Source organism: Streptomyces sp. NPDC007945, from assembly GCF_042958885.1.
Classification (GTDB): domain Bacteria; phylum Actinomycetota; class Actinomycetes; order Streptomycetales; family Streptomycetaceae; genus Streptomyces.
The window spans coordinates 32132-52218 of sequence record NZ_JBIBJV010000004.1; the positions used below are offsets into that span (position 1 = coordinate 32132).

The window sequence follows — 20087 nt, forward strand, 5'->3', positions numbered from 1 at the left end:
ACGCGCCCGGAGGGGACGCGGACCCCGGGTCCGGGCAGCCCCGTCAGCCCTCGTACACCAGCCGCCCGCCGACGTACGTGCGCTCCACGCGGGCCTCGGCGATCTCGTCGGCCGGCGCGGCCAGCACGTCCCGGTCGAGGACCACGAGGTCGGCGAGGTGGCCGGCGATCAGGCTGCCCGCGTCGTCGTGACCGTTCACGTGCGCCGCTCCGGCCGTGTACGCGGTGAGCGCGGAGAGCGGGTCGATGCGCTCCTCCGGGTAGAAGACCTTGCCGTCGGGGGACTCCGGGCCGCGGCGGTTCACGGCGACGTGGATGCCCTCCAGCGGGTTCGGGCTGGAGACCGGCCAGTCGCTGCCGGCCGCCAGCGTCGCCCCGGACCGCAGTAGCGAACCGAACGGGTACTGCCAGGCGGCCCGCTCCTCGCCGAGGAACGGGATGGTCAGTTCGTCCATCTGCGGCTCGTGCGCCGCCCACAGCGGCTGGATGTTGGCGATGGCGCCGAGCGCGGCGAACCGGGGGACGTCGGCGGGGTGCACGACCTGGAGGTGGGCGAGGTGGTGACGGTTGCCGCGACGGCCGTTCGCCGCGACGGCCGCCTCCACCGCGTCGAGGGCCTCCCGCACCGCCCGGTCGCCGAGCGCGTGGAAGTGCACCTGGAAGTCGAGCGCGTCGAGCTCGGCGACGTACCCGCGCAGCGCCTCCGGGTCGACGAAGCTGAGACCGGTGTTGCCGGTCGCGCAACCGCAGCCGTCGAGGTACGGGGCGGTCATCGCGGCCGTGAAGTTCTCCGCGATGCCGTCCTGCATGATCTTGACCGAACCTGCCCGGAACAGCCCCGAGGTCAACCGCTCCCGGCGGTCCACCAGTTCGGCGATCTGCTCGGCCCCGCGCTCGCGGTCCCACCACAGCGCACCCGTCACCCGGGCGGTCAGCGAACCGTCCTTCGCCGCCGTCAGATAGGCGTCCGACGGGTCGGGCATGCCGTTGAACGAGCCGAGCAGGGCGTCCTGCCAGCCCGTCACGCCCAGCGAGTGCAGCAGCCGCTGCGCCCGCAGCAGCCCCGCGAGCCGGTCCTCGGCGGTGCTCGCCGGCACCAGGCGAGAGACCAGACCGGTGGCGCCCTCCTGGAGCATGCCGCTCGGGGTGCCGTCGGCCTCCCGCTCGATCCGGCCGTCCGCCGGGTCGGGGGTCGCGGCGGTGAGCCCGGCCAGTTCCAGGGCCCGGGTGTTCGCCCAGGCGCCGTGGTGGTCCCGGTTCGACAGCAGGACCGGCCGGTCGGGGACCACCGCGTCGAGCAGCTGCCGCGTCGGCAGACCGCCCGCGAAGCTCTCCATCGACCAGCCGCCACCGGTGACCCACTCCCGGTCGGGGTGGGCCTGCGCGTACGCGCGGATCCTCGCGAGGTACTCCGCCACGTCGACGCTCTCGGTGAGGTCGCACTCGGCGAGCTCGGCGCCGCCGCCGACGGCGTGGATGTGGGCGTCCTGGAAACCGGGCAGCAGCAGCCGGCCCGCCAGGTCCACCACCTCGGTGCCGGGGCCGATCAGCTCGCGCACCTCGTCGTGGCCGACGGCCGTGATCCGGTCGCCGGTGACGGCGAGCGAGGTGGCCCGGCTCCGTGCCGGATCCAGGGTGAGGACGGGACCTCCGGTGAAGACCAGATCGGCCTGGGGCATACCAGCTCCCTTGCGTGCGGCCGCGCCGGGGCGGGCGCGGGGCGGGCGACGCCGGCCGCCGGGCGGGGGATGCCCCGCGGCGGGCGTCGGACGGAGTCCGGGCCGGCCGCGGCCACCGGATCGCACCGGCGCCGCCGCACGGCTGACGGGCGCCATGGAAGCCCGCGAGCCGTTTACACGTCAATGGTGTTGACGTAAGGTCCCGGCCATGTCCGCACGTGTCGTCCCCGAAGACAGCCGCCGGCGCCGCCGCCCCACCAAGCAGGGCGCCGTCCTCTCCGAACGGCTCATCGTCGACACCGCGCTGCGCCTCGTGGCCCAGCACGGCGCCGAAGCCCTCTCCGTACGCAGGCTGGGCGCGGCCCTCGGCGCCGACCCCAGCGCCCTCTACCGCTACTTCCGCAACACCGACGCGCTGCTCCTCGCGATCGCCGACGAGCTCATCGGGCGGGCGCAGGAGGGCTGGGAGGCGACCGGCGACTGGCGGACCGACCTGCGGGCGATGGGCCTGCGCATCCACCGCTCGTACCTGGCCCAGCCGCAGGCCGCCCTGCTGGCCGCGCACCGCACGACCGGCCGCCCGCACGAGACGCGGGCGGTCGAGAAGATCCTCGGCATCCTGCGCGACGGCGGCTTCCCGGATCCGCTGGCCGTCCGCGTCTACCACGCCTTCGTGGACCAGGCGTTGGCCTTCGCCGCCCAGGACGCGGCCGCGGCCGCGCTGCCGCGGGCGGCGGGGGAGGCGGACCGCGAGGTGTGGGGGCAAGTCTACGGCCGCCTCCCGGCCGAGACCCATCCGCACATCGCGGCGACGTTCCCCCTCCTCGTGGCCGACATGCGCGACAGCGGCTACCCGTTCGCCCTGGAGCTCATGCTGACGGCCCTGGAGACCCTGCACCCGGACGCGGCGGGGAGCCCGAGACGCACCCGAGCGAACCGCTCCTGAATGGACGTCAGGAAACGGGCACCGGCGTGTGCCGCCCCACCGCCGCCAGATCGGCCGAGATCAGTCCAGCCGTCTCCCGCAACTGCGGAAGGACCGCCGCGAGGCTCTCCTCGGGTCGGCAACGGCCCGCGTTCAGGGCGATGTTGAGCGCGGCGACCACCCGGCCGGCGCCGTCGCGCACCGGAACCGCGATCGATCGCAGCCCTTCCTCCAGCTCCTCCTCCACCCAGCCGAAGCCCCGTTCGGCGGTCACCGCCACGGCCTCCCGCAGCTCACCGGGACCGGTCAGGGTGCGAGGCGTCAGCGCCTCCGGCGTGATCCGGCCGAGCCGCCCGTCCCGTTCGGCCGCCGGCAGGGCGCCGAGCAGCACCCGCCCCATCGAGGTGGCGTAGGCGGGCAGCCGGGTGCCCACCACGATGTCGATGCGCATGATCCGGCTGCCGGCGACCCGTGCCACGTACCGGATGTCGTCCCCGTCGAGCACCGCCACCGACGCCGACTCCCGCACCGTCCGCACCAGGCGGACCAGGTGCGGGGTGGCGATCTCGGGCAGGGTGAGCGCGGCGAGCCGGGCGTGGCCGAGTTCCAGGACGCGCGGCAGGAGCACGAAACCGCCGGGGTCCTCGCGCACGTACCCCAGGTGGCACAGGGTGATCAGCGACCGCCGGGCGGTCGCCCGGGGCAGCCCCGCGAGGCGCGCGAGATCGGTGAGCCGGGCGGGCCCGCGGACGGCCCCGAAGGCGCGCAGCACGTCGAGCCCCCGGGCCAGTGACCGGAGGAACCCGGCCCCCAGCTCCTCCTTCGGCGCACCCCCGGTGGGCACCACCGCCCGAGGCTCCGCCTCCGGTGGTACGGCTCCGAGGGCGAGCGCCGCCTCCATCGCCGCGACGGTCTCCCGCAGGGGTGACAGGGCGAGCGCCTCCAGGGCGGCGGCGTCGTGCCGGCTGGTGTGACTGACGACGCTCACCGCGCAGACGACGGACCCGGCCGGATCCCGTACGGGCAGGGCGACGGAGACGAGCCCCGGCTCGATCAGCTGGTCGTCCACGGCCACGCCCCGCTCACGCGCCCGCCGCACCCGCTCCGCGAACCCGCCGTCCCCGCCCGGACCGCCCTCCTCGGCGGCGAACAGCGCGCCGGGCGCGCACCGCTCGGCCGGCAGCAGGTCCCCGGGCCGGAACGCGAACGCCAGGGCCCGTCGCCTGCTCGCCTGCGCCAGGAAGCGCACCCCGCCCCCGTCGGGCACGGCCAGCGACACCGGCTCGTCGAGCCGCTCGGCGAGCGCGGCGGCGTGCGGCCCGAGGAGCGCGGGCAGCCCGCAGAAGTCCAGATAGGCGTTGCCGAGCTCGGCGGCCCCGGGCGCGAGCAGCAGGTCGCGTCCCTCGGTCCGCAGCACCCCGAGGACCGTGAGGGTGGTCGCGATCCGGTCCACGGTGGCCCGTGCGAGCCCCGTCTCCCGTGCCACCTCCCCGATCCCGCGCCGGCCGCCGTCCCCGGCGACCACGGCCCGCACCACGGCGAGCCCCCGCTCCAGCGGCCCGACGACCTCGGCCGGCCTCGTCGTCATGCCCTCTCCCTCCCTCCGCAGCGCGCGGGAGCACCGTACCCGGCCTGCGGGCACGCCCGAGGGGCGGGCGTCCGCGCGGGACGCCCGCCCCGGCAGGGCGCGGTGGGGTCAGGCGTAGAAGCGGTACACCGCCTGGGCGACGCAGGCCGGCTTGTCGGAGCCGTCGATCTGCACGGTGAGGTCGACGGTGACCTCCACGCCGCCGCGGACGTCGTCGACGGAGGCGACGCGGCCGTGGGCGCGGATCTTCGAGCCGACGCGGACGGGGGAGGGGAAACGGACCTTGTTCAGGCCGTAGTTGACGGCCATCGACACGCCCTCGACCTGGAGGAGCTCGCTCCACATGGGGATGAGGAGGGAGAGGGTGAGGTATCCGTGGGCGATGGTGCCGCCGAACGGGCCGCTCGCCGCCCGTTCCGCGTCGACGTGGATCCACTGGTGGTCGTCGGTGGCGTCGGCGAAGGTGTCGACGCGGGACTGGGCGATCTCCACCCAGGAGCTGTGGCCGAGGTCGGCGCCGGCCCGGGCGCGGATCCCGTCGAGGCCGTGGACGGTGAGGGACATGGGGTTCTCCTGGGGTCAGTGGGCCGGGTCGCTGCCGTAGTGCTCCCGGAGGGGGCCCTTCAGCAGCTTGCCGGTGGCGTTGCGGGGCAGTTCGGGAGCGAGGACGACGCTCCGCGGGAGCTTGTAGCGGGCCAGCAGGCCCCCGAGGTGGGCGAGGAGCTCCTCGGCGGTGGGGGCGGTGCCGGGGCGGAGGACGACGACCGCGCGGCCCACCTCGCCCCAGCGGGCGTCGGGGACGCCGATGACGGCGGCCTCGGCGACGTCGGGATGGCGGAGCAGGGCGTCCTCCACCTCGGCCGGGTAGATGTTCTCCCCACCCGAGATGATCATGTCCTTGAGGCGGTCGACGAGCGTGACGTAGCCGTCGACGTCGACGGTGGCGACGTCGCCGGAGCGGAAGCGGCCGCCGTCGAGGAAGGCGTCGGCGGTCGCCCCGGGGAGCCTCCAGTAGCCCGGGGTCACGTTCGGCCCCGCGACCACGACCTCGCCCTTCTCGCCGGGCGCCGTCTCGGTGCCGTCCGGGCGGAGCACGGTGACGTCGGTGAAGAAGTGCGGCACGCCCGCCGTACCGGCCTTGCGGGCCGAGTCGGCGCGGTCCAGGACCAGCGCGCCGGGAGACGCCTCCGTCATCCCGTATCCCTGGACGAAGGCGAGCCCCCGTTCCAGGTACGCCCGCGCGGTCCGGATCGGGACGGGCGCGCCGCCGCACAGGAGGAGGCGCAGACCGGTGAGGTCCGCGTCCCGCCAGCCCGGGGCCGCGGCCATCGCGTCGTACATCGTCGGCACGCCGAACAGGGCGGTGACGCCGTGGAGTCCGATCAGCCGCAGGGCCCGTTCCGGGTCGAAGGCCGACTCCAGGAGGACCGTGCCGCCCTTGAGGAGGGTCGGCAGGCAGCTCATGTTGAGGGCCCCGGTGTGGAAGAGCGGGGCGGCGACGAGGGCGACCTCGTCCCCGGCGAGATCCGTGTCCACGACGACGTTGAGGCTGTTCCAGACGATGTTCCCGTGGGTGAGGACCGCGCCCTTGGCCCGGCCCGTGGTGCCCGAGGTGTACATGATGAGGCAGACGTCGTCGTGTCCCACCTCCTCGTCGATCGGCTCCGCCGACGAGGCGGCCAGCACCTCCTCGTAACGGCGGCCCGGGCCCCCGCCCTCGGCGGAGAGGAGGGCGTCGTGGGCGTCGAGCCCGGCGGCCGCGGCCAGTTCGGCGGCCTTTCCGTCCGGCTGGCGCGCGTGCACCAGCAACCGGCTGCCGGAGTCGTGCAGTTGGAAGGCCAGCTCGGCGACGGTGAGGCGGTTGTTGAGCGGGACGAAGACCGCCCCGAGGATCCCGGACGCGAACAGCGTCTCCAGGAACGCGGGATGGTTCGGGCCCAGGAACGCGACCCGGTCCCCGCGTCCCACACCCGCGCCCCGCAGGACGTGGGCGAGGCGGGTGGAGCGGTCGTGGAGCGTCGCGTAGTCGTACGCGCGCCCCTCGTGGAGGACGGCGGTGCGGCGGGGTGTCCTCCGGTTCCGGCGGGCCGGCCAGGATCCGATGCCCTGGTTGCGCATGGAGTCCCCCTCAGGTGGTGGTGAGACCGAGGAGCCGGGCCGCGTTCTCCTTGAGGATCTTCGGCCGGACCTCGTCCTTGATCGGCAGGCCGGCGAAGTCGGCGAGCCAGCGGTCCGGCGTCAGCAGCGGATAGTCCGAGCCGAAGAGGACCTTGTCCTGCAGCAGGCTGTTCGCGTAGCGGACGAGCTGCGGCGGGAAGTACTTCGGCGACCAGCCGGACAGGTCGATGTACACGTTCGGCTTGTGCGTCGCGACCGCGAGCGCCTCGTCCTGCCACGGGAAGGACGGGTGCGCGAGGACGATCCGCATGCCGGGGAAGTCCGCGGCGACGTCGTCCACGTCCATCGGGTTCGCGTACTTCAGCCGGATCCCGCCGCCGCCCGGCGCGCCCGCGCCGATGCCGGTCTGCCCGGTGTGGAAGACCGCGATCGCGCCCGCGTCCTCGATGGCCTCGTACAGGGCGTACGCCATCCGGTCGTTGGGGTGGAAGGCCTGGAGGTTCGGGTGGAACTTGAAGCCCTTGACCCCGAACTCGTCGACGAGCCGCCGGATCTGACGGACCGCCGCCTTCCCCTTGTACGGGTCGACGCCCGCGAACGGCACGATCACGTCCGGATTCGCGGCGGCCGCCTCGGCGATCTCCTCGTTCGGCACCGGCGGGGTGCCGGTGGCGGACTCCGCGTCCACCGTGAAGACCACGCAGGCCATCGACCGCTCGCGGTAGTACGCGGCGATCTCCGGCAGCGTGGGGTGGCGGTGCTCCGCCTTGAAGTACGCGCCTGCGGCGGCGTCCAGCTCGGCCGAGAGCGACGCCCCACCCTTGGCGGACACCTCGGCGTGGGCGTGCATGTCGATGGCGACGAGCGCGTCGAGGTCCACGGCGCCGCTCACAGGACCGGCGCGGGGATGCCGTAGGACTCCGGGGCGCGGCCGACCGACACCGGCCAGGCGGCGGCGATCGCCTCCGCGCTCCAGCCGCCGTCCGCGTACGCCACCGCGATCTCCCGCGGGTGCGACCAGAGGGCCAGCTTGTCGCCGCCGATGCCGATGCACTGGCCGGTGACGCCGGCGGAGGCGTCCGAGGCGAGGAAGGCCACCAGGCCCGCGACGTCCTCGGGCGTGCCGAAGCCCTCGCCCTTGCGCAGGCTGTCGGGGAACGGCGTGCCGTCCTGCTCCAGCGCCTCGACGTGCGGCGCGAAGACCGGGATGGTCTTGGTCATGGCGGTGGCGGCGACCGGGATGACGGCGTTGGCGGTGATGCCCGCGCGGCCCAGCTCCATCGCCCAGGTGCGGACCATGGCGGCGATGCCGGCCTTGGCGGCCGCGTAGTTGGTCTGGCCGAAGTTGCCGCGCTGTCCGGCGGGGGAGCCGGCGACCACGATCCGGCCGCCGTCGCCCTGCTCGCGCATGCGCTCCACGGCGGCCCGGACGCAGGTGAAGGTGCCGCGCAGATGGACCCGGACCACGGTGTCGAAGTCGTCGTCGGTCATCTTCCACAGCACGCGGTCGCGGAGCACCCCGGCGTTGGTGACCATCGTGTCGATGCGGCCGAAGGCGTCGACGGCGCGTGCGACGAGCGCCTCGGCGGCCTCCGTCCCGCCGACCGGGACCACCTCGGCGACGGCCCGGCCGCCCGCCTCGGTGATCTCCTTCACGGCCGTGGCGGCGGCGTCCGCGTCGACGTCGTTGACGACGACGGCCGCGCCGGCGGCGGCGAGGGCGCGGGCGTAGGCGAGGCCGAGACCGCGGCCGCTGCCGGTGACGACGGCCACCTTGCCGGTGAGGTCCACCGGGGGCGCCGGGTTCACCTGGGGAGAAGTCATGGACGGGTCCTTCCCGTGGGTCGAGGGTCGCCGGGGGCGGGGCGCGGGATCGCCGCCTCGCTCACGCACCGGCGGCGCCAAAGCTAGGCACATTCTCGTCTGCGGTCAATAAAATGCCGAATATTTGTCGACCGGTCCGTCCACCCGGACCCCGCCCGCCTACGCTGTCCCCGTGACCCCACCCGCCCCGCAGCGCACCCCGGAAAGCGCGCCCGAAGCCCCCGAACGCGGCTCCGCGCCCCGCCCCCAGTCCCTGATGCTGAGCTTCTTCGGCATCCATGTGCTCGGCACCGGCACCGCGCTCTCCTCGGCGAGCGTCATCGACGCCCTCGCCCGCGCCGACGTCGGCGAGGACGCCGTCCGCTCCACCCTGACCCGCATGGTCGGCCGGGGGCTCCTGGAGCGGCACCGGCGCGGCCGCCGCATGTACTTCTCGCTGACCGACCGCGCCGCGACCGTCCTCGCCGACGGTGAGGAACGCGTCCGGCGCGCCGGCGCCGTCAACCACGCCTGGGACGGCACCTGGACCCTCGTCGGCTTCTCGCTCCCCGAGTCCTGGCGCCGGGAGCGGCACGACCTGCGCTCCCGGCTCGTCTGGGCCGGCTTCGGCCCGCTCCAGAGCGGCCTGTGGGCGGCGCCCGGCCGCGTCGACGTCGGACCGATCGCCGCGGAGCTCGGGCTCGGGGACCGTATCAGGGCCTTCCACGGGCAGGCCGCCGCGCCGACCGAGGCCGGCCCCCTCCTGCGCACCGCCTTCGACCTCGACGCGATCGCCGCCGACTACCGCGCCTTCCTCGCCCGTTGGGGCGACGGCGAACCCGCCCCCGCCGAAGCCCGCGACGACCTCGGACGCCAGCTGCTGCTGCACACCGACTGGCTGGAACTCGTCCGCCGCGACCCGTACCTGCCCGCCGAGCACCTCCCCGACCAGTGGCCGGCCGAGGCCGCCGAGCACACGTTCCGGACACTCTCCGACCGGTACGACCCCGGCGCCCGCCGCATCGCGGAAGGCCTCCTCGACCGCTGGGACCCGCAGGCCTGAGGCGCCCCGCGCCCCACCGGAGCACCGCCCCCGGGTCTTACGTCAACACCATTGACCTTGTCCGGCGCGGCCGGGTCTCATGGGCGGCACCTCGGAGGGAGCCCCGCGACCGGGCTCCTCCGCGACCCGGAGGACACCCCCATGGACCACCTGCACGCGCTGCGGGACGCCGCGCCCACCCCGTTCTGGCTCGACGACGACCGCCGCCCCCGGGCCACCCCCGCCCTCGTCGGGGCCACCACCTGCGACCTCCTGGTCGTCGGCGGCGGCTACGCGGGACTGTGGACCGCACTCCTCGCCAAGGAGCGCGACCCCTCCGCCGACGTCGTCCTCGTCGAGGCCCAGGAGGCCGGCCACGCGGCCTCCGGCCGCAACGGCGGCTTCTGCGAGTCGAGCCTCACCCACGGCCTCGGCAACGGCCTGGACCGCTGGCCCGGGGAGATCGCCGCCCTCGAACGCCTCGGCCGCGACAACCTCCAGGCCATGGAGGACGCCATCGAGCGGTACGGCATCGACTGCGACTGGGAACGGACCGGCTCCCTCCTCGTCGCCACCGAACCCCACCAGGTCCCCTGGCTCGCCGAGGAGGCGGAGACCGCCGAACGGTACGGCGCCACCACCGCCCTCCTCGACCGCGACGCCGTCCGCGCCGAGATCGACTCGCCCACCTTCCTCGGCGCCGTGTGGAACAAGAGCGACACCGCCATGGTCAACCCGGCCCGCCTCGCCTGGGGCCTCAAGCGGGCCTGCCTCGACCTCGGCGTCCGCGTCCACGAGCACACCCCGGCGCTCTCCCTCGACGCACGCGGCGCGACCGTCGCCGTCCGCACGCCCTACGGCCGGATCACCGCCCGCCGCGTCGCCCTCGCCACCAACGCCTACCCGTCGCTGGTGCGCCGCCACCGCCTCTACACGGTCCCCGTCTACGACTACGCGCTGATGACCGAACCGCTGAACGAGGAGCAGCTCGCCGCCGTCGGCTGGCGGAACCGCCAGGGCTGGTCCGACCCCGCCCACCACTTCACCTACGTCCGGATCTCCGCCGACCACCGGATCCTGTGGGGCGGACACGACGTCGTCTACCGCTACGCCGGCCGCGTCCGCGCCGAGCACGACCGGCGGCCCGAGACCTTCGCCACCCTCGCCCGCACCTTCTTCCGCACCTTCCCGCAGCTGGAGGGCGTCCGCTTCAGCCACGCCTGGGGCGGCGCCATCGACACCAGCACCCGCTTCTGCGTCTTCTTCGACACGAGCCACCAGGGCAAGGTCGCGTACGCCGCCGGCTTCACCGGTCTCGGCGTCGGCGCCACCCGCTTCGGCGCCGAGGTGATGCTCGACCTCCTGGCAGGCGACCGTACCGCACGCACGGACCTCGCCCTCGTCCGCCGCAAGCCGCTGCCCTTCCCGCCCGAGCCCGTCCGCTCGATCGGCATCGGCCTCACCCAGCGCTCGCTCACCCGCTCCGACCGCAACCAGGGCCGCCGCGACCTGTGGCTCCGCACCCTCGACCGCGTCGGTCTCGGCTTCGGCAGCTGACGGCCCCGACGGCCGCGTACGCTGACCTCCGGACCCGGGAGGACACGGTGAAGGACGGACGGCTGCTGCACGTCTTCGACATGGACGGGACGCTGCTGAGGGGCAGCTCGGCCAGCCTGGAGATCGCCGCCCGCCTCGGCTGCCTGGACGAACTCCGCGCCCTGGAAGCGGAGTTCGCAGAGGGACTCGTCGACACCCGGGGCTTCGCGGCCGCCCTGTACGGGCTGTGGCGGGGGCTGACCCCCGGTGTCGTCGCCGAGGAGTTCGACGCGGCGCCGTGGATCGGCGGCCTCCCGGAGGTCCTCGCGGACATCCGGGCCCGGGGAGACCGGGCCGTCGTCGTCACCATGTCACCGGACTTCTTCGCCGACCGGCTCCGCGGCCTCGGCGTCGACGACGTCATCGCCTCCGGCTTCCCGCCACTGCCCTTCCGGACGGCGCCCGACCCGGGGCGGATCCTCGTCCCCGAGGACAAGGTGACCGCCGTCGACCGCCTCCGCCGCGCCCTCGGCCTGGAGCGCGACGCCTGCGTCGCCTACGGCGACTCCGGCTCCGACGTGCCCCTCTTCTCCGTCCTCCGCCACACGGTGGCCGTCAACGCCACCCCGGGCCTGCGCGCCCTGGCCGGCGCCGGGTACGACGGGGACGACCTGGAGGCCGCGTACGCCCTGGGCAGACGGCTGCGCGCCCGCGCCTGAACGGCCGGGCGCGGGCGCGTGGTTCACCGGGGTGCCGTCGCTACCAGGTGACGGTCCTGCCGCCGAGGGTCACGGTGAGCGAGCCGTTCGCGGCGAAGGACCAGCCGAGGGCGCCGCTGTGATTCACGCACCGCGAGCCGTTCGTGCCGGACCAGAACTGGTTGGTGGAGTCGACGTCGCCCACGAGCTTGTCGTTGGTGCCGGAGCTCGTGCCGCGGCAGGAGGTGTTGCCGCGGAACACCGAAGTGCCCGCCTCGAAGGTGTAGTTGCGCTGCGCGTTGTCGATCGAGATGTTCTCGGAGACCTTCAGCGAGCCGGGATTGCTGTTGTAGGTGAAGCCGTGCTTGCCGTTGCGGTAGGCGATGCTGCGGCGCACGACGTGGTCGACGGCGATGGACTCGCCGCCGAGCTTGTAGCCGTTGCGGTCGCCGTTGGCGTTCACGGTGCCGTCGGAGAGGGTGCCGTTGACGTACGCGAGGGAGTTCTCGATCGTCACCGGGTCGATCGGGCCGGTGTCCGGCTTGGTGTAGAGGTCCCAGCCGTCGTCGATGTTGTGGTGGGCGACCGCGTACCGGAAGACGTTCCCCGGCCCGGTGGTCAGCTTGGCGGCGAAGCCGTCGGCGTTCTCGCCGGCCGTGTCGGCGTTGTCGTGCGACTCGACGCTCACCATGAGGTTGCGGGCCGGCCACTGGTCGCGCGGGGTGCTCGAGGCGATCCGCCCGAGCTGGAGGCCGGTGTCGCGGTTGAAGCGGGTGACCGTGCGCTCGATGACGTTGTCGCTGCCGCCGACGTAGATGCCGTTGTCGCCGGCCCGCTGCACGATCAGCCCCTTCACGTGCCAGAAGTCGCCGTTCAGGGCGAGTCCCCGGTTGGAGGACGACTCGGTCATCGCCGAGAAGTCGAGGACCGGCGTCTCGCCCGGGTAGGCGGCGATCGTCTTGCGGGCGGCGGAGGTGCCGTTGTTGCCCGGCGCGACGGTGATCGTCTGGGCGTGCGCGTACGTGCCGCCGCGCAGATAGATCGTGCCGCCGGCGCCGATCCGGGTGATCGCGGAGGCGAGCGTCGTCGGATCGGCCTCGGTGCCGGCGGCGCCCGCGGTCCCGGCGGGCGACACGTAGAGGGCAGGCCCGGACGGGGCGGGTGCGTCGGTGGTGGTGAGTTCGACGTGGTCGACGTTGGGCAGCCCGACGGCCGCCGTCGGGTTCAGCCGGACGGTGTTGGACCCGGCCGCGACCGGCACGGTGAAGGTCTTCGTCGTCCAGCCGGTCCAGGTGCCGGTGGACGCGAAGGACGCCCCGGCGGCCACGGTCGAGCCGTTGACGGCGATGTCGGCGGGGCGGTTCGTGGTCGTCCCGTTGGCGTACCGCACGGAGAGCGTCGCCGTCCCGGCGGCGGGTGCGGACACGGTGAACTGGGCGTACGCGCCGGCGGCGTTGGTGCCGTTGCAGAATCCGCTTCCGGAGAACCCGGACCAGTCGGAGTCGATCGTGCCGGTGCAGACGGCGGGCGAGGCCTCGGCCTCGTACCGCCCGGTCGCGGCCTGGGCGCCGCCGGCGGCGCCCAGCGCGACGAGGGTGCCTGCGACGAGGCCCACGCTGACGGCGAGGGGAGTGGTGCGCATCGGTGTCTCCTGGTGGGGGAGGCGGCTCGGACACGTGGAAAGCGCTTTCTCTGCGCCTGAGGTGACGCTAGGGCGAGTGTCGGAGACACGTCAATATGCGTGTACGTGATTGTGGTTCAGAGATGTGAACGGAGGGGGGTGGCTGATGCGGCGGCGGGGGCGGGGGCGGCCGGGCCCGGTCGGTTCTTGGGTTCTTGGGTTCTGGGGGGGGTGGCCGCGACGACCTGGCGGAGGGCGGTCGGTGGCACGTTGTTGTTTCCGCGTGCGGCGGCTCCCCCGTGGCGGGGGGTGAAGGGGCCGGAGAGGGGTCAGTCGGTGTCGAGCTGGTGGTCGGCCCAGACGTAACTCTCGGGCAGGAGGCCGGTGATGGGGACGGTGCGAAGACGGTCGCCCCGGCCGACGATCACGTTGACGGTCGGGAAGTAGTCGAGGAGGACCTGGCGGCACCGGCCGCACGGCGGAACGACTCCTCGGTCCCGGTCGCCCACCGCGACGATGGTCGTCAGGTCGTACACGCCCTGAGCGGCTGCCGCGCCGAGGAGGACCAGCTCGGCGCAGGGGCCGCCCGTGAAGTGATAGGCGTTCACGGCGGTGACGATCCGCCCGTCCCGGGCGCGGCCGGCGGCCGCCATGGTGTGGTTGTCGCCCCGGCAGCGGGTGCGGGCGACGTCGGCCGCCGCCTGGACGAGCGCGTCGTCGACCGGCTTCTCGGCCGCGGCGGCTGGGCGCGGGGTCCTGTTCCCTGTCGCCCTTCCCGTCGTGTTCGCCGTCGTCTTCTCCGTCATCGGTGTGCCTTCCGCCAGGTGGTACGGGGAGCCATGGCGTCGGCGCCGGCGTTGGCGGCCATCCGGCGCAGCACCTTCAGCGCCGCCACGTACTCCTCGTCGCTGATGCCCTCGTGGACCTCGGCGCGCAGGTCGGTGGCCAGCGCGCGCACGCGCACCCGGGCCGCCTCACCCGCGTCGGTGAGGTGGAAACGGTCGTCGGCGTCCGCCCGCAGCCACGCGCGGTGCAGCAACTGGTCGACCACCCGCGGGATTTCGTGCGGTCCGTCGGCGAGCGGCGTCAGCTCCTCGGCCACCTCCTGCCGAGTCGGCGGGACCGGACGGTACGTGACGTGGTTGAGCACCCAGTACTGCGGCTGTGTCACGTCGATCCGCGCCATCTCGTCCCGCAACCGCCGTGTGACGGCCGCGTGGACGAGCCCGCTCCAGTAGCCCACGGGCTGGGAGGCGAGCGCCTCGTCGGCGGCGGCCGGGTCGGCCGGTGCCTGGTCGGTGGAGGGTGGGGCGGCTGCGGAGGACGTCGACGGTTCCATGATCGTGACGCTACCCGCTCCGGCGGGGTCACGGGGGCGCGGGGGCACGGGAGCGAGAGAGGGCGGGAGCACGGGGGCGAGGGGGCACGGGGGCGAGGGGGCAAGGCAGCAAGGGGACGAAATCCGATTGACCGGGGCCCGGGGCGGCGCTGGACTGGGGCATGGCACCTCGGAGCGTGGTGCGGTGCGGGCTGCGGGGAGGCTGCGGAAAGCGATGGAGATCCGTTCTACGACCGGCGAGGACCTCGATGTCTTCGTCGACACGCTGCATGCCGCTTTCGGGCTCGTCCGGGAGACGCCCGGCGGGGACGGCGCCGGGCTGTGGTGGTCGGCGATCGAGCCCGACAGGAACCTGCTCGCGCTGAGCGCGGACGGAAGGCCGATCGGTACCGCCGGCGCGTACTCCTTCGAACTCACCCTGCCCGGGCGGGCCGTCGTCCCCGTCTCCGGCGTGACGGCCGTGGGCGTGCTGCCCACGCACCGACGGCAAGGCGTCCTCAGTGCCCTGATGCGCCGACAGCTCGCCGACCTGCGCGAGCGCGGCGAGATCCTCTCCGTGCTGCTCGCGTCCGAGGCGCTCATCTACCGCAGGTTCGGCTACGGGCCCGCGACGTACACGACCCGGATGACCGTGCAGCGACAGCGGGCGGCCTTCGCGCCGCCCCGGCCCGCCGGCCCCGGCGCCGACGACACCCGGCCGGGCTCGGTCGAGCTCCTGCGCAGGGCGGAGTGCGGCGCGATCCTCGAAGAGGTCTACGACCGGTACCGCCTGGCCCAGCCCGGCGCCCTCACGCGCCCGCACCGCTGGTGGGAGCTGGGCGCCGGTCAGCCCCCGGTCGCGCGGACACCGCGGTACGTGGCGCTGCACCGGGACCCCGACGGAAACCCGGACGGCTACGCCTCGTACGCCGTCGACGCCGGCACCCTCACCGTCGACGAGATCGTCGCCACCGACGACACGGTCTTCGCGGACCTGGCGCGGTACGCCCTCGACCACGACCTCGTCACCCAGGTCTTCTTCAAGCACGTCCCGCGCGACCATCCGCTGCGCCACCGGCTCGCGGACTTCCGGGCCGGGGACGTGAGCCACGACACCGACTGGCTGTGGGTGCGCCTCCTCGACGTCCCGCGCGCGCTGGCCGCGCGCGCGTGGGCCGCGGACGGCGAGCTCGTCCTGGACGTCGACGACCCCTTCCTCGGCGAGCGCACCGGCTACCTCCTCACCGTCCGGGACGGCAAGGCCGACTGCACCCCAACGGACCGCCGCCCCGACCTCTCCCTGGACGTGAGCGACCTCGGCTCCCTCTACCTGGGCGGTACGACCCCGAGCACCCTGGTCCGCGCCGGCCACATCCGCGCCCATCACCCCGCGGCGCCGGGCCTGGCGGACGCGCTGTTCCGCACGGACCGCCCTCCGCACTGCCTGCACTGGTTCTAGGACGCAACTGGTTCTAGGACGGAAGGGCCGGGGCCGGGGCGCACGGCAGGAGCCGCAAGCCCCGGGTCGGTGTCGGGCAGGAACCGTACGGCCCCAGTCGGCGTCGGGCAGGAGCCGCGCGGCCGGGACCGGGCGTGGGCAGGGCCGCCGACCGCCGCCGGGATCGGGGCGGGCCGGGGCCGTACGGCGAGCGGTCACGCCGGTACGGGTCTCAGGCGCCTTCCGGCCAGGCGTCGCTGCGCCATTCGCGTTCCTCGACGCCCCGGTCGCGGTGGGCGGAAAGCGCGGCGGCGAGGTCTCCGTGGACCGTGACGACGACCTCGCCGTCCCCGAAGTCGCCGTCGGTCCCGGACGCCCCGCTCCGCGGCACGGCCGCGAGTTCGAGCCCCCGGCCCTCCGCGGCGAGCCGGAGGGCGGCCTCCGACACGGCGAGGCGGCCTCCGTCGGACCAGCCGCGCAGCGCGGTCAGGTCCAGCACGACGGGTCCCGTGCCCCGGGCGAGCGCCCAGCCGACGGCCCCCTGGAACCGTCCCACGGCCTCCTGGCCAAGGAAGCCGGCCAGGGAGAGCACACCGAGGCCGGGGTGGATGGTGTAGCGCCACTCGATGGTCATCGTCGTCTCTCCTTGCTCCCGGCCATGTCCCGGCCGTCCGCAGCATCCTCACCCGAGAGTCCGTTCGCGCGCACGACGGTCCACGGATCGGTCACCCGTCCCGGGACGCCCTGCCGTGCTCGCCGCTCCCTACGATGGGCGCATGGTGGATCCACCCCGTCGACCACGGGACGCACGTGAAGCACGCGAAGCACGTGAAGCGAGTGACGTACGCGAAGCCGGTGACGTACGCGAAGCCGGTGACCGGCGGGAAGGGCCCGACGCGCGGGAAGAGCGCGAGGTTCGCGAAGGGCGTGAGCGGGCCGTGACCCCCGTCCACCCCCGGACCCCGGGGGCGCCGGAGCTCGCGGCGGCGGCGGAGGTGTTCGGGCTGCTCAGCGACCCGACGCGGCTGCAACTGCTGTGGGTGCTGACGCGCGGGGAGGCGGACGTCACCGCGCTGACCGAGGCGTGCCGGGCGGCCCGGCCCGCGGTCAGCCAGCATCTGGCGAAGCTACGGATGGGCGGGTTGGTGCAGGCGCGGAAGGAGGGGCGGCGGGTGGTGTACGCGCTTCCGGACGGGCACCTGAAGCGGCTGGTGGTCGAGGCGCTGAACCGGGCCGACCACGTGGTGACGGGCGAGCCCTGGCACGACTGAACGCGCGGCCCATCCGCCACGGGCACTCGCCCTGACGCATACATGTGCGCACCCATGCACATGTCGGCTACCGTGAAAGGGACCGCATCCCGCTGCCGAACGAGGGCGTCCCATGCTGTCCGTCCTGCGCGACCGCACCTACCGACACCTCTTCCTCGCCCAGACCGTCGCCCTCACCGGGACCGGCCTCGCCACCGTGGCGCTCGCGCTCCTCGCGTACGACCTCGCCGGGGGGCGGGCCGCCGCGGTCCTCGGCACGGCGCTCGCGCTCAAGATGACGGCGTACGTCGCTCTGGCACCGCTCGCCGGCCCGCTGGCCCGCCGGGTGCCGCGCCGCACGCTGCTCGTCGGGGCCGACCTCGTACGCCTGCTCGCCGCGCTGGTCCTGCCCTTCGTGGACCGGGTCTGGCAGGTGTACGCGCTCGTGCTGCTGCTCCAGGCCGCCTCGGCGGTCTTCACGCCCGCCTTCCAGGCCACCGTCCCGCGCGTCCTGCCCCAGGAGGGCGACTACACCCGGGCCCTCGCCCTCTCGCGGCTCGCCTACGACCTGGAGAGCCTCGTCAGCCCGGTCCTCGCCGCCGCCCTCCTCGCGCTCATGCCGTACGGATGGCTGTTCGCCGGCACCGCCGCCGGGTTCCTCCTCTCCGCCCTCCTCGTCCTGCCCCTGCGCCTACCGGCCGACGCGGAGGAATCCGACCGCGATCGAGTCCGAGTCCGTGACCTGGATCGAGTCCGAGTCCGAGAGGATGCCCGAGATCGAAGCCCTGTTCGTGGCCGGGAGCGCGACCGAGGCCGGGACCGCGATCTCGACCGAGACCGACTCCGGGAGCCTGAGCGCGTCCGAGACCGCGCCCGGGAGCGCGCCCGGAACCGCAGCCGTACCCACCACCGCAGCCGCGCCCGAGACCGTGCCCCCGGCCCGGTGCGAGTCCGAGACCGCACCCCCGAGCGCACCCCCGGCCTCGTCCGAGTCCGAGACCGCACCCCAGGCCGCCCCCGCCGCCCCGGACGTCGGCCGGGGGGTCGGCCCGCGTCCGTCCGGGGCCTCGGTGTCCGGGTCCTGCTGGCGACCCCTCGGCTGCGGGCCCTGCTCGCGCTCGACCTGGCGGTCGCCGCCGCCGGGGCGCTGGTGCTCGTCGACACGGTCGTCCTGGTGCGGGACGGCCTCGGGCGCTCCGCCGGGGACGTGCCCCTCGCCCTCGCCGCGTACGGCGCCGGGTCGATGGCCGTCGCCCTGTTCCTCCCGCGCGTCCTCGCGCGCACCGGCGACCGCGCTGTCATGCTTCCCGCCGCCGGAGCCCTCGCCGCCGCCCTCGGTCTGCTGACCGGCGGACTCGCCTCCGGGTGGGCCGACGCCCACCCGACGGTCGCCTGGCCCGCGCTGCTGGTCCTGTGGCTCTGCCTGGGCGCCGCGACCTCCGCCGTCCTCACCCCCGGCGGGCGGCTGCTGCGCAGGTCCGCCGCCGCGGCCGACCTGCCCGGGCTCTTCGCCGCCCACTTCTCCCTTTCGCACGGCTGCTGGCTGCTCACCTACCCGCTGGCCGGCTGGCTCGCCTTCCGCGCGGGATTCGCGGCCTCGGCCGCGGCCCTCGGTGTCGTCGCCCTGGCCGCCGCGCTCGCCGCCGCCCGGCTCTGGCCCCGCCGCGACCCCGAGGAACTCGCCCACACCCATCCCGAACTCCCGGCCGATCACCCCCACATGGCCGACCCGGCCGGCGGCGACCCGGTAGGGGTACACGTGCACGCCTTCCGCATCGACACCTTGCACCGCCACTGGCCCGCCCCCGCGGGGTGAGGGAAATCCGGTCGATCCGGGAGCCCGTGCCTGGGAGAGTGGCGCGGGTCCGCCGCAGCCGCCGAGAGGAATCCCCGTGCCCCGAGCCGTCCAGCTCATCCGTTCCGCTTCCCTGTCCGACGTCGCCGAGTACGCGTACGCGGCCACCGCGCCGGCCGAGGCCCGGCTGGTCTTCCTCGCCGGCGCCTGCCCCCTCGACGCCGACGGCACCACCGTCGCCGTCGGGGACGTCCGCGGGCAGGCCGCCGCCTGCGTCGCGAACCTGCGGACCGCGCTGAAGGACGCCGGAGCCGGCATCGAGGACGTCATCAGCACCCGGGTGCTCGTCGCGACGACCCGTCAGCAGGACCTGGTGGCGGCCTGGGAGGTGGTACGGGACGCCTTCGGCGACCACGACGTGCCCAGCACCCTGATGGGCGTCACCGTGTTGGGGTACCACGAGCAGCTCGTCGAGATCGAGGCCGTCGCCGCCGTGCTGGACGCCTGAGCGGCCGTCACGCCGGGCGGCGCGTCCACAGCGTCAGGTCGCTGGACGTCGCGACGACGAGGGTCTGGCCGGACGGGGAGAAGCCGGCGGCGCGCAGCGTCGACCAGGTGGAGTGGAAGACGTGCCACCAGCCCTCGGTGTGCGGCGGACGGTGCCAGTCGCCGCCGTTGTGGGAGAGCAGGATCCGGTGGTGCGGCCAGTCGGGGGCCTCGACGTCCAGGGACCAGCCGTCGCCGCTCGTACGGTGCAGCCCGCCGCCGAACAGCCCGGCGACCCGCACCCGTCCGCCGGCGAGCGGGCCGATCCAGGGACACGTCAGGTCCGGCGTGCCGTCCGGTCCCTCGTCCTCCGGGTCCCGGTCCCGTGCGATCCGCTCGCCCGTCACCGCGTCGAAGACCCCGTACCCCTGGGTCGAGACGACCATCACCAGGTCGTGGCCGGTGGCGGGGTGCACGCCGAACCCGACGCCGGTGAGCCCGCCGACGGCCGCGTGGTCGCCGAAGACGCTCCGCCACGGCGCGGGCGCGGGGACGACCGGCGCGGCCAGGAGGCGCAGGCGCAGATTCTCCTGGTGGGGGGAGAGGCTGGGGACGACGGCCGGGAAGCCGGTGATGGGGTTCGCCCGGGAGCCCCGGGAGGGGGTCCCGGGGGCGTCCTCGGGGCCGTGCGGACCGCTGTTCCTTCGCATGCCCCGATGATGACGGACCGCTTGGTCACCGTTTCCCGGGGGGTGGACCCCGCCCTGCCCGCCCGCCTCCCTGGCGGGTCC

The 20087-nt window shown here is 74.6% G+C and carries 19 protein-coding genes and 1 pseudogene; 9 read left to right on the forward strand and 11 right to left on the reverse strand.

Annotated features, from left to right (window positions below):
• Positions 1-43: 43 nt before the first annotated feature.
• Positions 44-1678, reverse strand: a complete 1635-nt coding sequence (locus ACFZCF_RS14285) for an amidohydrolase family protein (protein WP_391286702.1) — start codon at positions 1676-1678, stop codon at positions 44-46.
• A 208-nt stretch (positions 1679-1886) separates the two neighbouring features.
• On the opposite strand from ACFZCF_RS14285, the gene ACFZCF_RS14290 reads away from it, so the two are divergent.
• Positions 1887-2624 carry a TetR family transcriptional regulator gene (locus ACFZCF_RS14290; RefSeq protein WP_391286703.1) on the forward strand — a complete coding sequence of 246 codons (738 nt, stop codon included), beginning with the start codon at positions 1887-1889 and terminating at the stop codon, positions 2622-2624.
• A gap of 7 nt (positions 2625-2631) precedes the next feature.
• On the opposite strand, the gene ACFZCF_RS14295 is transcribed toward ACFZCF_RS14290, so the two are convergent.
• From ACFZCF_RS14295 to ACFZCF_RS14315, 5 genes are all read right to left on the reverse strand, one after another.
• Positions 2632-4191, reverse strand: a complete 1560-nt coding sequence (locus tag ACFZCF_RS14295; RefSeq protein WP_388448105.1) for an IclR family transcriptional regulator C-terminal domain-containing protein — start codon at positions 4189-4191, stop codon at positions 2632-2634.
• A gap of 108 nt (positions 4192-4299) precedes the next feature.
• On the reverse strand, positions 4300-4755 hold the full coding sequence (locus tag ACFZCF_RS14300) for a MaoC family dehydratase (RefSeq protein ID WP_388448103.1): 456 nt from the start codon (positions 4753-4755) through the stop codon (positions 4300-4302).
• Between the two features lie 15 nt (positions 4756-4770).
• The gene (locus tag ACFZCF_RS14305) at positions 4771-6309 is read right to left on the reverse strand and encodes an AMP-binding protein (RefSeq protein ID WP_391286704.1); all 1539 of its coding nucleotides are present in this window, start codon (positions 6307-6309) and stop codon (positions 4771-4773) included.
• Between the two features lie 10 nt (positions 6310-6319).
• Positions 6320-7159, reverse strand: coding sequence for an amidohydrolase family protein (locus tag ACFZCF_RS14310; protein WP_388448186.1), 840 nt, complete (start codon positions 7157-7159; stop codon positions 6320-6322).
• A 38-nt stretch (positions 7160-7197) separates the two neighbouring features.
• On the reverse strand, positions 7198-8133 hold the full coding sequence (locus tag ACFZCF_RS14315) for an SDR family oxidoreductase (RefSeq protein ID WP_388448099.1): 936 nt from the start codon (positions 8131-8133) through the stop codon (positions 7198-7200).
• 172 nt (positions 8134-8305) lie between these two features.
• On the opposite strand from ACFZCF_RS14315, the gene ACFZCF_RS14320 reads away from it, so the two are divergent.
• The 3 genes from ACFZCF_RS14320 to ACFZCF_RS14330 all read left to right on the forward strand — a co-directional run bounded on the left by ACFZCF_RS14320 (position 8306) and on the right by ACFZCF_RS14330 (position 11409).
• Positions 8306-9175, forward strand: coding sequence for a PaaX family transcriptional regulator C-terminal domain-containing protein (locus ACFZCF_RS14320; protein WP_388448097.1), 870 nt, complete (start codon positions 8306-8308; stop codon positions 9173-9175).
• A gap of 141 nt (positions 9176-9316) precedes the next feature.
• Positions 9317-10711, forward strand: a complete 1395-nt coding sequence (locus ACFZCF_RS14325) for an NAD(P)/FAD-dependent oxidoreductase (RefSeq protein WP_388448095.1) — start codon at positions 9317-9319, stop codon at positions 10709-10711.
• Positions 10712-10758: 47 nt separating this feature from the next.
• The gene (locus ACFZCF_RS14330) at positions 10759-11409 is read left to right on the forward strand and encodes an HAD-IB family phosphatase (RefSeq protein WP_391286705.1); all 651 of its coding nucleotides are present in this window, start codon (positions 10759-10761) and stop codon (positions 11407-11409) included.
• 40 nt (positions 11410-11449) lie between these two features.
• Here ACFZCF_RS14330 and ACFZCF_RS14335 read toward each other — a convergent pair whose 3' ends face one another.
• From ACFZCF_RS14335 to ACFZCF_RS14345, 3 genes are all read right to left on the reverse strand, one after another.
• Positions 11450-13030, reverse strand: a complete 1581-nt coding sequence (locus tag ACFZCF_RS14335; RefSeq protein ID WP_391286706.1) for a carbohydrate-binding protein — start codon at positions 13028-13030, stop codon at positions 11450-11452.
• 308 nt (positions 13031-13338) lie between these two features.
• Positions 13339-13815: a cytidine deaminase gene (locus tag ACFZCF_RS14340; protein WP_391286707.1), complete on the reverse strand. Its 477-nt coding sequence runs from the start codon at positions 13813-13815 to the stop codon at positions 13339-13341.
• Positions 13812-14348: a MarR family winged helix-turn-helix transcriptional regulator gene (locus ACFZCF_RS14345; protein ID WP_391286708.1), complete on the reverse strand. Its 537-nt coding sequence runs from the start codon at positions 14346-14348 to the stop codon at positions 13812-13814. Before ACFZCF_RS14345 ends, ACFZCF_RS14340 begins: the two co-directional genes overlap by 4 nt.
• A gap of 214 nt (positions 14349-14562) precedes the next feature.
• Here ACFZCF_RS14345 and ACFZCF_RS14350 point away from each other — a divergent pair, with 214 nt between their 5' ends.
• Positions 14563-15786, forward strand: a complete 1224-nt coding sequence (locus tag ACFZCF_RS14350; protein WP_391286709.1) for a GNAT family N-acetyltransferase — start codon at positions 14563-14565, stop codon at positions 15784-15786.
• A gap of 211 nt (positions 15787-15997) precedes the next feature.
• Here the strand turns inward: ACFZCF_RS14350 and ACFZCF_RS14355 are convergent, their stop codons facing one another.
• Positions 15998-16399, reverse strand: a complete 402-nt coding sequence (locus ACFZCF_RS14355) for an anti-sigma factor antagonist (RefSeq protein WP_391286710.1) — start codon at positions 16397-16399, stop codon at positions 15998-16000.
• A gap of 304 nt (positions 16400-16703) precedes the next feature.
• Here ACFZCF_RS14355 and ACFZCF_RS14360 point away from each other — a divergent pair, with 304 nt between their 5' ends.
• The 4 genes and pseudogenes from ACFZCF_RS14360 to ACFZCF_RS14375 all read left to right on the forward strand — a co-directional run bounded on the left by ACFZCF_RS14360 (position 16704) and on the right by ACFZCF_RS14375 (position 19318).
• Positions 16704-17036 carry an ArsR/SmtB family transcription factor gene (locus ACFZCF_RS14360; protein ID WP_388448081.1) on the forward strand — a complete coding sequence of 111 codons (333 nt, stop codon included), beginning with the start codon at positions 16704-16706 and terminating at the stop codon, positions 17034-17036.
• A 112-nt stretch (positions 17037-17148) separates the two neighbouring features.
• A pseudogene (locus tag ACFZCF_RS14365) lies at positions 17149-17721 on the forward strand (MFS transporter); the annotation flags it as partial.
• A gap of 501 nt (positions 17722-18222) precedes the next feature.
• Positions 18223-18831 carry an MFS transporter gene (locus tag ACFZCF_RS14370; RefSeq protein ID WP_391287086.1) on the forward strand — a complete coding sequence of 203 codons (609 nt, stop codon included), beginning with the start codon at positions 18223-18225 and terminating at the stop codon, positions 18829-18831.
• A gap of 76 nt (positions 18832-18907) precedes the next feature.
• Positions 18908-19318, forward strand: coding sequence for a Rid family hydrolase (locus tag ACFZCF_RS14375; protein ID WP_391286711.1), 411 nt, complete (start codon positions 18908-18910; stop codon positions 19316-19318).
• Positions 19319-19325: 7 nt separating this feature from the next.
• On the opposite strand, the gene ACFZCF_RS14380 is transcribed toward ACFZCF_RS14375, so the two are convergent.
• A complete protein-coding gene (locus ACFZCF_RS14380; RefSeq protein ID WP_391286712.1) occupies positions 19326-20006 on the reverse strand; it encodes a hypothetical protein in 681 nt (226 codons plus the stop codon).
• Positions 20007-20087: the final 81 nt, after the last annotated feature.

Bases quoted from the DNA above. Each gene is read 5' to 3' on its own strand.
- ACFZCF_RS14335 (WP_391286706.1), bottom strand. From the start codon at position 13,030: ATGCGCACCACTCCCCTCGCCGTCAGCGTGGGCCTCGTCGCAGGCACC.
- ACFZCF_RS14380 (WP_391286712.1), bottom strand. From the start codon at position 20,006: ATGCGAAGGAACAGCGGTCCGCACGGCCCCGAGGACGCCCCCGGGACC.
- ACFZCF_RS14325 (WP_388448095.1), top strand. From the start codon at position 9,317: ATGGACCACCTGCACGCGCTGCGGGACGCCGCGCCCACCCCGTTCTGG.
- ACFZCF_RS14305 (WP_391286704.1), bottom strand. From the start codon at position 6,309: ATGCGCAACCAGGGCATCGGATCCTGGCCGGCCCGCCGGAACCGGAGG.
- ACFZCF_RS14340 (WP_391286707.1), bottom strand. From the start codon at position 13,815: ATGACGGAGAAGACGACGGCGAACACGACGGGAAGGGCGACAGGGAAC.
- ACFZCF_RS14310 (WP_388448186.1), bottom strand. From the start codon at position 7,159: ATGCACGCCCACGCCGAGGTGTCCGCCAAGGGTGGGGCGTCGCTCTCG.
- ACFZCF_RS14345 (WP_391286708.1), bottom strand. From the start codon at position 14,348: ATGGAACCGTCGACGTCCTCCGCAGCCGCCCCACCCTCCACCGACCAG.
- ACFZCF_RS14350 (WP_391286709.1), top strand. From the start codon at position 14,563: ATGGAGATCCGTTCTACGACCGGCGAGGACCTCGATGTCTTCGTCGAC.
- ACFZCF_RS14315 (WP_388448099.1), bottom strand. From the start codon at position 8,133: ATGACTTCTCCCCAGGTGAACCCGGCGCCCCCGGTGGACCTCACCGGC.
- ACFZCF_RS14300 (WP_388448103.1), bottom strand. From the start codon at position 4,755: ATGTCCCTCACCGTCCACGGCCTCGACGGGATCCGCGCCCGGGCCGGC.
- ACFZCF_RS14290 (WP_391286703.1), top strand. From the start codon at position 1,887: ATGTCCGCACGTGTCGTCCCCGAAGACAGCCGCCGGCGCCGCCGCCCC.
- ACFZCF_RS14295 (WP_388448105.1), bottom strand. From the start codon at position 4,191: ATGACGACGAGGCCGGCCGAGGTCGTCGGGCCGCTGGAGCGGGGGCTC.
- ACFZCF_RS14285 (WP_391286702.1), bottom strand. From the start codon at position 1,678: ATGCCCCAGGCCGATCTGGTCTTCACCGGAGGTCCCGTCCTCACCCTG.
- ACFZCF_RS14355 (WP_391286710.1), bottom strand. From the start codon at position 16,399: ATGACCATCGAGTGGCGCTACACCATCCACCCCGGCCTCGGTGTGCTC.